This window comes from Mycobacterium sp. E787 (assembly GCF_001668725.1).
Taxonomy (GTDB): domain Bacteria; phylum Actinomycetota; class Actinomycetes; order Mycobacteriales; family Mycobacteriaceae; genus Mycobacterium.
The window spans coordinates 163,874-176,645 of sequence record NZ_LZKL01000012.1 but is presented as its reverse complement, the minus strand read 5'-3'; the positions used below and the strand labels follow the sequence as shown (position 1 = coordinate 176,645).

Below are 12,772 nucleotides of genomic sequence, written 5' to 3'. Positions count from 1 at the left end.
ATGAGGACACCTCGCGATAACTGGGCTGTCCTCTATGTCGGGAGACATCTGTCCTCTATGTCAATGAACCACAGACCTCCGCCACCGCCACAGTTTTCCAGCCGTTAACGCACGTCGACAACGATCGGTTAGTTAGTCGTTCGTTTACTATGAGCGCATTTGCGAACCCTCACGCAAATAGTTGCTGTTGCAACCTGCCTGTCTCGGCCCCTGGATCTTCGTCGAAGATAGGCGTAGGTATCCGGTCTCCCTGCGCAACCGAGGCCCGAGCATCTTTGGAACGCCAGCACGTTCGCTGCAGGTCAGCGGCTGGCGCCCAAAGGTTAGGCCGGAAGGTGCAGAACAGAGCAAATAAGACGAGCGAAACGACACCGATGACCTCTACGGCCTGGCTCGTGTCAACGCTTACACGTCCTGTCGGTGCTTGGCTGTGTCCGCTACGACGTTCCTCAAAGTGGTGAGATCGGCCCGCATCGGACGTGAAAAGTCAAGTCTGCCTCGGTGGACATCATGAGTCTTTCCGAGGCGAACTGGACACGGACGCGCTCTCACGTTAGCTGCGGACCCCTGGCTACGCTCGCGCGGTACTGTGACTCGCATAGTGGCTGTACTCGTTGAAGGAGTAGACCAGTTGTCGACTGCGGCTGAAGCGGAGCTGGCGGCGGCTACGGGCCGACTGTCTGATGTCCTAGATTCGTTTGCAGGCTGTTTCGGCCTCGAGCGAAGCAATGTGGCCTACGTGAGTACCCCGATCACGACGGGCAAACTCTACTACGACTGGCTGCAGGCCTCTGGCTACAAACCGGATAACAGCTCAGACTTCCAACGGGACCATGCCCGTGAGGTGATTGAGATTAACAAAGCTTCCGCGCGGGCCCTCGTAACGATGGCACGGAAGCGTCTCGACAAGGTCGTGGTCGATCCGACTCCGCTGGATGTTCCGGACTGGACGCAAGCAGACTTCCATGCCTTCTGGACTCGTCTCATCACGGACTACGTCGGGACGGTCGTCTTCAACGCAGGGTGGGAGTACAGCACCGGCTGTTGCTTCGAGTTCGCCGCAGCCCTGGATGCCGGTGCCGCTGTGCTGGACGAAAAGTTGTCGCCGCTTCAACCTAAGGTTGGCCTCATGTTGACACGGCGTGCGATTAACCGACTCCGGAAGCAGGGCCATATGGTAAACGGGCTGCTCACTGCGCGTGAAGCGATTGAGCAGGCTGTTGCGACTGCTGCATCTTCGCAGGAGCATGAAGTATGACATCGTCGATGAGACTCAAAGACGATGTCCTCTTTGAGCTGTCTCGCAACTACAACGTCGCGCAGTTCGCAAGTTTCGGCCCAGGTGATCCGACGTTACGACATCACGCAGTGCGTGATGAAGTTTGCTCCGATGGATCACTTGAAGACACCGTCGCCTCCCTGTTGCGGGCAAGTACCAGCAGATCGATCAATATTCGTTCGTTTTCTGCCGCGCGCCCAGCTGGTAACCCATTCCACTACGGGATCTCTTCAGTCGAAACTGCCACCGCACTGATCCGTAAGCTTGCAAAAGCCGGCCTGTACACGATCGCAAACGAGACACTCGATATAAATGACGGTGGTGTATCAGGAGTCGCTGCTGGCGGCATCGTCGAATTCGCACCTGGAGACACGCCACGTGCTGTCGAGAAGCCGGGAATAGCGCGGCTACCTATTGAAGTCGGATTCGAAGTCCTTCAGAACGTGTACGGCTTCCCGGTCGACTTTGGGCACCTTCTGGGAACTCGACTGGAATTCAGCTTACACCCGTTTCGGTGCGGAACGCGCTATGAGCACACGATCGTATGGGAAGCATCGGATTACGTCGCAGGTGAACTAAAGTCAGAGATCACTTGGCCTAACCATTTTAGCCGTTTCCTTGGCGATAAAGCCTTCGGTCTGATTGTTGCGGATTCCCTTGGCCATCCCGTCCCATACACAACAGTCGTAGGTCGTAACCTTGCCCCATTTTCGTTTGGAACGCGAACCCACACGGGCGAGTGGTGGATGCGTACAGCTCCGAAAGAGCCCGTCGCCGGGAAATACACCACTACATTTGGGTGGACGGATCCGTTCGACGTGCTCAATTGCGAGGACACCGAACATCGCATCCTCGCTTCGGTGCTATCGCAGGAAGGCGTCGACGCGCTCTATAGCGGCGCAACCAAGCCGACCGATAATCCGGAGTTCGATGTAGTCGAAGGTGTTTCCGGGCGGGGTGACCGCTTTATGGTGGGACGAGATGCGCCGCAGGAACTGCCCAAAGAAGTAATAGAGGATGTACGAAAAGTCACAGCTGATCTGCGAAAACAATTAGGCGGCATCCGGATCGAGTGGGCTCACGACGGCTCTCAAGTATGGATTTTACAGATGCATCGCGTCTTTAACGCATCCAGCAAGCCCGTGGGTAGGCACGCCGACGCACCGGTCACATCATGGTTGAGCTATGAAACCATAGCCGGCCTCGAAACGTTGCGCGATCTCATCGCCGCGGCGGCGACGCGAAACCAGGGGATCGAGGTTGTCGGAGACTTTGGGTTGACCTCTCACATTGGCGAGCTGCTATCGAGTTCACCGGTGCCAATTCGGCTTCGTCGCCCAGCGCCGTAGGTGGGCAATCGTAGCAGCAAGCCAATCACATGCCTGACCACAGTTGCGGTTGCAGCCGACTCCTTAGCGGCGTAGCTGCCTTATCATTTGAGAAGTCGAGCATTTTCTGCTGGATCTAAATCTTTTTCTCAAGTGGCAATTGTAAATGTTAGCCTCCGATTCCGATACGTCAAAAGCCTAATTGTCATGGTCCAAGCTCAAGTCAAAGAGGGTGTCGTTCGGTTGGAACCCTAGGCAGTAAGAATTTAGGCTTTGGGCTGACCTATTTGACGATAACGTTGGAGCACAGCGAGCACGTCGGGGCCCAGTTCCTCCATAATCGGTAAGTTCAAGACATCTCGCACCCAACTCAATTCTTGACCGATTTCGTATTCTACCTCCGCGCATATATAAGCAAGCAGCGCGAATTCCTGCCAAGGCGTTCGGCGGGTATCGGGGCGCAGCCCACGGTTCTTGTCGAGATAGAACCGGCTTTCGTAGCTCTCGAGGCTGATACTGGGCCGTTGCTGTTTGAGAGTGATGTCTATCGCGTCACGGAAGTCTCGACCGCCATCAATCAGGTCTAGAGCGGATCGTACTACCTGGTCGAGCTCTGCCGCGATATATAGGGGCATGAGATGCGCAAGAAGCGCCACCTGATCCTCATTGAATTCCAGGACGTTTTGTGTACTTTGGGCCGCGCCGTCCGGCTTCTTGAGTGCCTGTTCCTTCCTATATTCTCCTTCAAATTTCCGGATCAACTCTTTGCGCTGCCGTTCGTCTGGAGGCAAAAGCGGTATCTGGAGATCGATTCGTCCAGGACGCTTGATCGCATTGTCAATACGCTCAGCATAATTGGTCGCAATGATGAAGATGCTGCGTTTCTCCTCACGTAGATCATTAAGCTTCACCAGCATGCTTGGGGTCATAAACTGAAACATGTCGGCTTGAGTCTCGTACCGCGCGCTGTCGCGATCTAAGAGTAGGCGATCGATTTCGTCAAACAAGATCACTGTGCGAGATTGTGCTCGAAGAACATCGAATAGTTCCTTGGCGCGAGCTTCGACGCCGGATTCGCCGCTTCTGATAAATGCGCTTGGCGTTACGATGATCAGGTCGTATCCGAGCGACTTTGCGATAAGTTTTGCAAACCGCGTCTTGCCCGTCCCTGGCGGACCATAAAGCAGTATCGAAAACTCAGGCAGTCTTGTCGCCGATTTATCGATTCTAGGGTTTACGAACCTTGATAGCACTTGCTCCGATATGCGAAATTCGCTAGTCTTTGGCAAGCTTAACATTGGTTCATTTTCTTCCCAGTTTATCTCGGTACGTGGTTTTGCGACTGGCTGAAAATCGAGACCCGCAGCCATTCGCGATGATCTGGCGATATGTTGGTCAAGCATTGCATGGTAATGCTTGAGAAAGAGGGTCACTTGGCTCGTTGCCCAGAGATGCACCACGTCTCGCGTATAGGTGTGTTCCGACTGCCAGCCGGTGAATACGGAAGCCTTGACATCGGGTGCCGAATTAGAATATTTAGGTTTAATGGAAATTGCGCAGGACATGATCCAGTCCGCATATGCCTGCAATGCGCTCACGCTTCTCGAAAATAGCGGCTCAGCGAACTCCCGCATAGCTAGTTCACAAATTCGCAAGTAGGCGTTGGCCACTTCGACGCTTTGCGGTAGCAAGATTAGGCCTTGGGACGTAGCCGCTAGAGGCCGCACAGGCCGCCAGTGCGAACCGAGGCTCGGTGTGCTGCTCAAGACATCGACCACTCGATCTATCATGGCTTCGCTAACGGCATCGGTGTTGATAAGTAATAGCGCTTCCAGTGCAAACACAAGACTTGCTGGATCGAAGCCCGCATCCTGTATCATGCTGTTTGATAGTTCAGTATGAAATTGTGCGAGTAAAGCTTCTGGCAGTTCGCTCACATGCAACCCAAATACAGAATCACGGTCGATAGTCTTGGCAAGGTGAATATAGCGAAGCAGGGGGAATGGATGAGCAACGGAGTATTGGGTTCCCAGTCGCGTTCTAAGATATGCCGCTGCTGGACGTTTTGCGATCTCCGCAATTTTGGACCTAGCCAGCTCTGAAATGCGGTCACGAATTTTATCTGTTTGATCGGAAGGAAGGATCCCGCTGCGGGCCAACTCATAAGTCCAAGTTAACGTCAAGGGGTCATTATCTCCCCACGTCCTCGATCGGGTCAGTATGTTCGCAGATTGTGAGTTGTTGAGCTCCCCTATTAGCTTCGTTAAACCATGGTTAAGCAGTCGTCTGACCTCTACCGGTGGTACAGGAGTTGTTGCAGAAGCCTGTACGGCTGGCGTCAATACGCTGTTAGAAATCACACCATGAGTTGCAGCGACAGCGTGCAGGATCATTGCAGCTGTGCTTTCAGAGAACGTCCGCGGTAGCTTGGTCTCGGTACGATTTTTGAGAGCATACGGCCAGGCGCCAGTAGTCTTATCTTGAGTGTCCATTAGCGTTGCATGCGCTTGCTCCATGACTCTATTGACCCTGGCCGCCGATTGGCGTTGCTTGGCGAAGTCGGTCTCGATGTACGTACTCAGATCCATTTAACTCTCCTGCATTCCATTACGACCTGGCTCGAAAGTAATAGTTATGTTCAGCGAGTTCCAGCTGTACAGTGCTTCCAGCCGACGGCGCCGGCTCAACTATCGTAGTCCGCGCCGCGTCACGGTATGCATAAAAAGCGCGCAGTTGTTTCAAGCGCCCGACCGGTTTTTCAGGTTTCCCTATCTGACCGCCAATTCGAGATTCGGTGGGTGCTCTATATAGTGAACAACGAATATTGACCGCCATCTGCGACGACTCCCTCCGGGGTTTTTGTGGAAAGTGCGCGTGTTCCTAGCCGCTATCTACGCCTGTCGGCGGTCCGAGGGACCTGGGTAACGGCACTGCTGCATGGGGTTTCGATGTCCGTCGGGTTCGCTGCGGCGGTTAGGCCTTCGTTCAGTCAGGGCGCATTTCACGTGGGCTGGCCGCTGGTCAGGCTCCGGGCCGCCTGGAACTCGCTGTCCCGGAAGGGCCGGCCGTCGGGCTGCAGCAGGTCGTGGAACCACACCTTCGGGGGCGCCGCGTAGGGGTGATCCCACGAGTCCCACGGGAAGTAGGTCTGAGTCTTTCCGGCGACCAACCCCCAGTTGAAGGCGCCGACGTTGCGCCGTTTGGCGACGGGCAGGATCGTCTCGATGGTGCTGCCCTGGGGCCGGGCCATGTACTCGGTGCAGATGATCGGCCGCCCCAGCGGCGCGAGCTCGGCGATCCGGGACTCGAAGGCGGCGGGTTCGGCGTAGGAGTGGAAGGTGATCACGTCGGAGTTGTTCAGTTGGATGTCGCTGATCGGGCTCCGGCCCCCTTGCTCGCCCTGGTCGACACCGCGCCACACGCCACTGGTCAGCGGCTGGCTGGGATCGACCGAACGGGCCCACCGGAACACCTGCGGGAGCAGCTCGGCGACCCGCTCGAGCTTGTCTTTCCGCTCCACCTTTTGATACACCCGGGCGGGATTGTCGGGCTCGTTCCACAGGTCCCAGCCCAAAACCCGGTTGTCACTGCGGAATTGGGTCAGAACGCTGGTGACATAGTCGTGCAGTACGGGGGTGTAGGCGGGGTCGCCGATGCGTTCGGCGCCGGGGCTCTGCACCCAACCCGAGTTGTGGACCCCCGGCCTCGGCGCCCGTTGCGGACCCAGTTTGGGGAGCGGGTCCCAGCAGGAGTCGAAGAAGACGAACAGCGGCCTGATGCCGTGGCTGGCCGCGACGCTGACGAACTGCGCGAGGCGGTTGTGGAAGCCGCGGGCGTCCTGGGCCCAGAGCTGATCATGCAGAAAGACCCGCACGCTGTTGAAGCCGTATGCCCTGGCCCAGCCCAGCTCGGTGTTGATGCGGCGGAGGTCGTAGGTGCCCGGCTGGAACATCTCGAGCTGGTTGATGGCGCTCGACGGGATGTAGTTGGCACCGACGAGCCAGCCCTGCGCCTGATACCAGCGGTTGGCGCGGTCGGGCGACCACCGCATGACCTCACCGGAGGAGCGGGGCGCCGGTTCCGCGGAGGCGCGAGGAGCGTGGGCCAACGCCGTGCCCGCCGCCAGCAGCAGTGGAAGCTTGAGGGCCGTTCGACGGTGCACGAACTGACGATAAATTTTGCGGGGTGATGTTCCCGGTATTTGGCCAGCGAGTCGCCGGGAGCTTATCGACGCGTCAGGAATTGTTATCTTGTTGTGACCTAACGGCGTTCACGCGCTGGGTCAGGGAGTGCGTTGCGCCACTTCGGGTGCGATCCCGAGGAGCGCCAAGGGCGTTGTGCCCCTAGTGAAAACGGGTCCGCTCAGATGCCGACTGGCGGCGCCCACTCGTCGACGATGAGGGGCAACGAGACCGTCGATTCGCCGCAGACAACGTCGATCACCCAGCGGCCGTCAATGGGCAGCCGCGTTTCGATGGGAAAGAACGCGAATCCCGGAAATTCCCCGACGGAGGCCTCCGGCGCCTCGAACGTCGCGCGTTGCGTCGCGTCAACCGTCGGCGGCTTGATCTCGACCTGTACGCGCCGCTCCGAATCGTCGCTGTCGTCCTGCGTCAGCACCACGAGGACAAATCGGGCTACCCGGTCGGGCCCGACGGTATATTTGGACAGCACGCCGCCATGCACGTTCAGCTTGTTATCGACCGTCGCGGCCGCTTCCGCCAGGAAAGCACCCGAAAGCATCACCTGCCGAAGGTACCGCGTCGTAGGTTGGATTGGGTACAGGATGGGAAACGCGGGTTGTGTCCGCCGCGGCCGCCCGCTGTCCGGTGCCTTTCTTCGAACGGATAGCGAAAGTTTCTTCAAACTTCGTGCCGAGGAGCGCGATACTGATCGCGTGCCTGATCGCAATGTGCTCGGCGGTCCGCTGGAACCGTGCGGGACGGAACCACTCACCGGTTTTTACCGCGACGGCTGCTGCTCGACCGGTTCGGAAGACCTCGGCCGGCACACGATCTGCGCGGTGATGACCGCTGAATTCCTGGAACACCAGCGTTCCATCGGTAACGACTTGCTGACGCCGGTGCCCGAGCACCGGTTCCCCGGCCTGCTGCCCGGAGACCGCTGGTGCGTGACCGCGCTGAACTGGCTGCGGGCCCACCACGACGGGTGCGCCGCACCGGTGGTGCTGGCGTCCACCCACGAGCGCACTCTCGAGGTGGTCCCGCTGGAGGCGCTGCAGGAACACAAGGTCGACGTTCCCGACGACCTGGCTAACCTGTAGAACTCGCGGCCCGCTGCGGTAACTTCGACGCAATCGATGTCGAGGAGGCGGGCGCGTGGGTCATGCGGTCGGCGACGTGGATGACATCGACTTCGAAGACCTGACGTCGCCCCGGCTGACCGACGTCCAGCGTCAGGTCCTGGAATTCACCGAGGCGCGGCGCGTCGACCTCGACATCGACCGGATGCTGACCGAAGCGGTCGTCCAGGCCGGCGCCGACGACCTGGACGACACCGACGGGTTCGGTGCGCGGCTGACGGCGCATGTCGCGGCGATCGAGGCCGACGAGGGCCTGACCCAGCTCACCCGCGGCTCGCTGCGGCAGCGGGTGGTCCGCCTGTTGCGCAACCGGCTGTCGCTGGTCGAGCTCATCAGGCGCTACCCCGAGATCGAGTCGATCGAAATAGAGCGGCCGTTCATCGTGGTCGGGATGCCGCGATCGGGCACCACGCATCTGGTGAACCTCATCGCCGCCGACCCGCGCCGGCGTGCGTTGCCCTACTGGGAGAGCCAGGAACCGATCCCCGCCCGCGGCGAGGGCCCGGACATCTTCGGGGTCGATCCGCGTTATGCGCGGGCCAAGGCCGAGCACGACGCGCTCATGGTCAGCGCCCCGGTGGTGGCCGCCATGCACGACCGGTTCCCCGAGGCGATCGAGGAGGAGGTCGAGCTGCTCGACCTCGACCTGGCCGCCTACGTCCTGGAATGGCATGCGCGCGTGCCGGATTGGCGGGACTACTACCTGCAGCTCGACCAGACCCGGCACTACGCATACCTGAAGAAGGTGTTGCAGGCGCTGACCTTCCTGCGCGGCCCGCGGACCTGGGTGCTGAAGAGCCCGCAGCACTGCGAGCAGCTCGGCCCGCTGATGGCGACCTTCCCCGACGCCACGGTGGCCTTCACCCATCGCGACCCCGTCGCGGTGGTGCAGTCGGCGATCACGATGATGGCCTACTCCGATCGGTTGCGGCGCACCAGCATCGACCCCGGCTGGCTGCTGGACTACTGGAGCGACCGGGTGCACCGGCTGCTCGGCGCGTGCGTGCGCGACCGCGACCTGGTTCCGGCCGAACGCAGCATCGACATCAGCTTCCACCACCTCAACGGCAACGAGATGCCGCTGCTGGAGCAGCTGTATGGGCGCGGCGGCGTCGAGCTGACACCGAAGGTGCGGGGGCGCCTGCAGCAGTACCTGGAGGGCAACCCGCGGGGCAAGCACGGCCGCGTCCGCTACGACCTGCAGCGGCACTTCGGCATCTCGCCCGACGAACTGCGCGGGCGCTTCGGCTTCTACTTCGACAGGTTCGACGTCCCCGACGAATGAAGGAGATACCAGCGATGGAACCGGTCTATCGCAGCAGACCCGGCGCCGACGCCATGCGCCCGGCGGCCGCCGAGAAGGCCGCGCAGATAGCGCCGGGGCTGTGGTGCTCGCCGGGCCTCTCGAATGCCTACCTGCTGACCACCGCCGACGGCCGGGTCGTCGTCAACACCGGGATGGGCTTCGAGGGGCCGGTGCATCGCGCCAACTTCGACGACGTCGACCCCTCGCCGGTGCGCTACATCATCTTCACGCAGGGCCACGTCGACCACGTCGGGGGTTTGGACAGCTTACGAGACCCCGATACCAAGGTTGTCGCGCAAGCGAATTGGACCACCTGGCGCGACGACAACGAGCGCCTGATCCCGTACCGCGCCGCCCGCAGCGCGTTCGCATTCAAGGACACGCTCGCCACCGGGATCCAAGCAATTCAGCGTCGGCTCGGTACGACGCGGCTGCCCGGCCAAAGCGTTCCCGCCGTCGACGTCGACTTCGAGGACACACTCACCCTGGAGGTCGGTGGCCGGCGGATGGAGCTGATCGCCGTGCCCGGCGGTGAAACCACCGACTCGCTGGTGGTGTGGCTGCCCGACGAACGGATTTGCCTGTGCGGAAACACCTTTGGCCCGATCTTCGGGCACATACCCAATCTCGTCACCATGCGGGGTGACCGGTACCGCGACGCCCTGACCGCGATCCAGTCGGTCGAGCGGGTGCGCGAGCTGCGGCCCGAGCTCCTGGTGACCGGCCACTTCGACCCGATCGCCGGCGCCGAGCGCATCAACGCCGAACTGACCCGCCTGCGCGACGCGATCCAGTACGTCCACGACCGGACCGTCGACGGGATGAACGCGGGCAAGGACGTCCGAACCCTGATGCGCGAGATCACCCTGCCGCCGGAATGCGAAGTGGGCCAGGGCTACGGCAAGGTGGCCTGGGATGTGCGCGCCGTCTGGGAGAACTACTCGGGCTGGTTCCATCACCGGTCGACCACCGAGCTCTACCCCGTCGGCTTCGACGCCGTCGCCGCCGACGTGGTGGAGTTGGCCGGTGCCGACGGGCTGGTGGAGAGGGCGCGGGCGCACCTCGATGCGGGCCGGGCACTGCACGCCATTCACCTCGCCGAGCTCGTTCCCGCGGAGCACGCCGGGGCGCGCGAAGTGTTGAAGCGGGCCCACGAAACGCTGCTGGCCGGCAGCACCAACTTCTGGGAAAGCGCCTGGCTGGCAAACCAATTAGCGAGGAGCTCATGACGGCTCGGGTCAGCTTCGACTTCACCGGGACCGCGGTGCTGATCACCGGTGGCACCAGCGGCATCGGGCACGCCACCGCGACGCTGTTCCGGGACGCCGGGGCGTCGGTCGCCATCACCGGAACCAAACCGACCACGGCGGACTACGAGACCGACCTGTCCGGGATGTCCTACCACCAGTTGCAGATCACCGACCACGAGTCGATAGACGCGCTGGCGCACCGGTTCGACCGCCTCGACGTGCTCGTCAACAACGCGGGTGCGAATTTCCCCGGCGGGCTCGACGAGTCGAAACCCGACGGGTTCGACGCGTCGGTCGCGGTCAACCTGACCGGTCCGTACCGGCTCACGGTCGCGCTGTACCGGGCGCTGAGGTCGTCGCCCGCGGCCGGCGGCGCCAGCGTCGTCAACCTGGCGTCGATGTCCGCGCTGCGGGCGGTGCCGCTGGTCCCCGGGTACGGCGCCGCCAAGGCCGGGATCGTGTGCATCACAAGGAATCTCGCGGTCAAGTGGGCGGGTAAAGGGATTCGGGTGAACGCGGTGGCACCGGGCACCATCGACACACCGATGACCGCCCCGATGCACGGCGCCGCCGAACTGGTGGATTCCGAGTTGTCCCACATTCCGTTGCGCCGCTTCGGATCCCCGGGAGAGATCGCGCCCACGATCGCGTTTCTGTGCACCGAGCAGAGCGGCTACACCAGCGGTGCGCTGTTCGTCGTCGACGGCGCGTCGGACTGCGTCTGAAAGGAGGTACTCGCCATGGCATTCGCCCTGCAACCCGAGGACCTGTATCACACCGGCATCGTCGTGCCCGACCTCGATGCGGCCATGGCCAGGCTGACCGCGCTGGCCGGCTACCGGTGGATCAAGCCGATGACCTATACGTTGCCGTTTCGCACCGCCTCCGGCGTCCACGAATTGACATCGACCGTCGTCTATTCCTTGCAGAGCCCACACGTCGAACTCGTACAGGAGGTCCCCGGAAGCCCGTGGACGGCCGCGCCGGGCAACGCCGTGCATCACCTCGGCTACTTCAGCGACAACCTGGCCGAGAGCGCCCAGGCGCTCGAGACCAACGGCTTCACCCTCGAGATGACTGCCGAGGTGCCCGGTTCCGACCTTGCGCTGTTCGCCTACTACACCGACGCGTTCGGCGCCCGCATCGAAATCGTGGACCGCGGGCTGTTTCCCGACTTTCCCGCATTTCTGCAGTCGATGGCCGGCGCACCCGAGGCATGACGTGTTATTGACCGTGCTGCGCTTCAATTTCGCGTCCCCGCAGGGTGACCCGCGCGTGCAAAGTGAGCTGCTGGCCGCGGCGCTCGAGCTCGCGCAGTGGGGCGAGTCCCACGGCGTCGCCTCGATCAGCGTCGACGAGCATCACGCGACCGGGCACGGATGGAGCTGCAACCCGATCATGGCCGCGTCGATGTTTTTGGCGCGAACGACGACGCTGATCGCCAGCGTGGACTGCGCACTGGGGCCGCTGTGGAACCCCGTCCGGCTGGCCGAGGACATCGCGCTCGTCGACAACATGAGCCGCGGCCGGCTGCACACCACCGTGGGCCTGGGCTACCGGACGGTCGAATATGACGCGCTCGGCGTCGATTTCGGCCGGCGCGGCAAACTGATGGACGCCTTGGTCGACCGGATGCTGTCCGTCTGGTCCGGTGCCGACGCAGGGGTATGCACCGGTACCTGGACGAGACCGCATCCGCCGCTGCACGTCGGCGGAGGTTCGCACGCCACGGCGCGGCGCGCGGCGCGATTCCGGCTGCCGCTCAGCCTGGCCGACCACCTGCCCGAGATCGCCGCCTACTATCGCGAGCTGTGCTCCGAGGCCGGCATCAGGCCTGTCGTCCTCATGCCCGGGCCGATCAATCGCGGGATGATCTACCTGCACGAGGACCCCGACAGGGCCTGGGCGGAGCTGGGTGAGCACATCCTGTGGGAGGCCGTCACCTACGGCGGATGGTCGGCCGACGAGCGTTCGCTCATGCACCTGCCCGGGGTTCGGACGCTTGACGAGGTCAAGGCGTCGGGACGGTATCGGTTCCTGACGCCCGACCAGCTCGTCGCCGAGGTGCGCGAGTCCGAACAGTACGGGCCGCTCGTCATGCACCCGCTGGTCGGCGGGATGCCGGTCGACGAGGCGTGGAAATCGGTGCAGCTGCTCACCGACAAGGTACTGCCCGCACTGGCCTGATTGCGCCCACCGATAACGGGTAAGCGTTGGAGCGTAATCGAAATCGGCAATTGGGGGAATTCGATGAGATCTCAAGTTCGTAGGGTAATCGCGCTGCTC

At 61.7% G+C, this 12,772-nt stretch carries 11 protein-coding genes; 8 read left to right on the top strand and 3 right to left on the bottom strand.

The window, feature by feature from the left end; genetic code table 11:
• The first annotated feature begins 739 nt into the window (after positions 1 to 739).
• Positions 740 to 1,258 carry a hypothetical protein gene (locus A5705_RS01440; RefSeq protein ID WP_156762995.1) on the top strand — a complete coding sequence of 173 codons (519 nt, stop codon included), beginning with the start codon at positions 740 to 742 and terminating at the stop codon, positions 1,256 to 1,258.
• An 8-nt stretch (positions 1,259 to 1,266) separates the two neighbouring features.
• On the top strand, positions 1,267 to 2,628 hold the full coding sequence (locus A5705_RS27620; protein ID WP_156762994.1) for a hypothetical protein: 1,362 nt from the start codon (positions 1,267 to 1,269) through the stop codon (positions 2,626 to 2,628).
• A gap of 245 nt (positions 2,629 to 2,873) precedes the next feature.
• Here the strand turns inward: A5705_RS27620 and A5705_RS26840 are convergent, their stop codons facing one another.
• The 3 genes from A5705_RS26840 to A5705_RS01420 all read right to left on the bottom strand — a co-directional run bounded on the left by A5705_RS26840 (position 2,874) and on the right by A5705_RS01420 (position 7,350).
• Positions 2,874 to 5,195 carry an ATP-binding protein gene (locus A5705_RS26840; RefSeq protein WP_082956224.1) on the bottom strand — a complete coding sequence of 774 codons (2,322 nt, stop codon included), beginning with the start codon at positions 5,193 to 5,195 and terminating at the stop codon, positions 2,874 to 2,876.
• Positions 5,196 to 5,608: 413 nt separating this feature from the next.
• Entirely contained in the window at positions 5,609 to 6,769 is a 1,161-nt protein-coding gene (locus A5705_RS01425) for a cellulase family glycosylhydrolase (protein WP_067881998.1), read from the bottom strand.
• A gap of 200 nt (positions 6,770 to 6,969) precedes the next feature.
• On the bottom strand, positions 6,970 to 7,350 hold the full coding sequence (locus A5705_RS01420) for a hypothetical protein (protein WP_067882029.1): 381 nt from the start codon (positions 7,348 to 7,350) through the stop codon (positions 6,970 to 6,972).
• 154 nt (positions 7,351 to 7,504) lie between these two features.
• Between A5705_RS01420 and A5705_RS01415 the strand changes: the two genes are divergently transcribed.
• The 6 genes from A5705_RS01415 to A5705_RS01390 are packed head-to-tail and all read left to right on the top strand — an operon-like array spanning position 7,505 to position 12,673.
• Entirely contained in the window at positions 7,505 to 7,891 is a 387-nt protein-coding gene (locus A5705_RS01415; RefSeq protein WP_067881995.1) for a DUF2237 family protein, read from the top strand.
• A gap of 55 nt (positions 7,892 to 7,946) precedes the next feature.
• On the top strand, positions 7,947 to 9,215 hold the full coding sequence (locus A5705_RS01410; RefSeq protein WP_068274734.1) for a sulfotransferase: 1,269 nt from the start codon (positions 7,947 to 7,949) through the stop codon (positions 9,213 to 9,215).
• Between the two features lie 14 nt (positions 9,216 to 9,229).
• On the top strand, positions 9,230 to 10,465 hold the full coding sequence (locus tag A5705_RS01405; RefSeq protein WP_068274731.1) for an MBL fold metallo-hydrolase: 1,236 nt from the start codon (positions 9,230 to 9,232) through the stop codon (positions 10,463 to 10,465).
• Positions 10,462 to 11,211, top strand: coding sequence for an SDR family NAD(P)-dependent oxidoreductase (locus A5705_RS01400; protein WP_067881986.1), 750 nt, complete (start codon positions 10,462 to 10,464; stop codon positions 11,209 to 11,211). The genes A5705_RS01405 and A5705_RS01400 overlap by 4 nt, the downstream gene beginning before the upstream one ends.
• Before the next feature lie 15 nt (positions 11,212 to 11,226).
• On the top strand, positions 11,227 to 11,706 hold the full coding sequence (locus A5705_RS01395) for a VOC family protein (RefSeq protein ID WP_068274728.1): 480 nt from the start codon (positions 11,227 to 11,229) through the stop codon (positions 11,704 to 11,706).
• A 1-nt stretch (position 11,707) separates the two neighbouring features.
• A complete protein-coding gene (locus tag A5705_RS01390; protein WP_068274724.1) occupies positions 11,708 to 12,673 on the top strand; it encodes an LLM class flavin-dependent oxidoreductase in 966 nt (321 codons plus the stop codon).
• The last annotated feature ends 99 nt before the right edge of the window (positions 12,674 to 12,772 follow it).

Excerpts from the sequence above, each read along its gene's own strand:
- A5705_RS27620 (WP_156762994.1), top strand. The coding sequence starts at position 1,267 with ATGAGACTCAAAGACGATGTCCTCTTTGAGCTGTCTCGCAACTACAAC.
- A5705_RS26840 (WP_082956224.1), bottom strand. The coding sequence starts at position 5,195 with ATGGATCTGAGTACGTACATCGAGACCGACTTCGCCAAGCAACGCCAA.
- A5705_RS01420 (WP_067882029.1), bottom strand. The coding sequence starts at position 7,350 with ATGCTTTCGGGTGCTTTCCTGGCGGAAGCGGCCGCGACGGTCGATAAC.
- A5705_RS01405 (WP_068274731.1), top strand. The coding sequence starts at position 9,230 with ATGGAACCGGTCTATCGCAGCAGACCCGGCGCCGACGCCATGCGCCCG.
- A5705_RS01400 (WP_067881986.1), top strand. The coding sequence starts at position 10,462 with ATGACGGCTCGGGTCAGCTTCGACTTCACCGGGACCGCGGTGCTGATC.
- A5705_RS01395 (WP_068274728.1), top strand. The coding sequence starts at position 11,227 with ATGGCATTCGCCCTGCAACCCGAGGACCTGTATCACACCGGCATCGTC.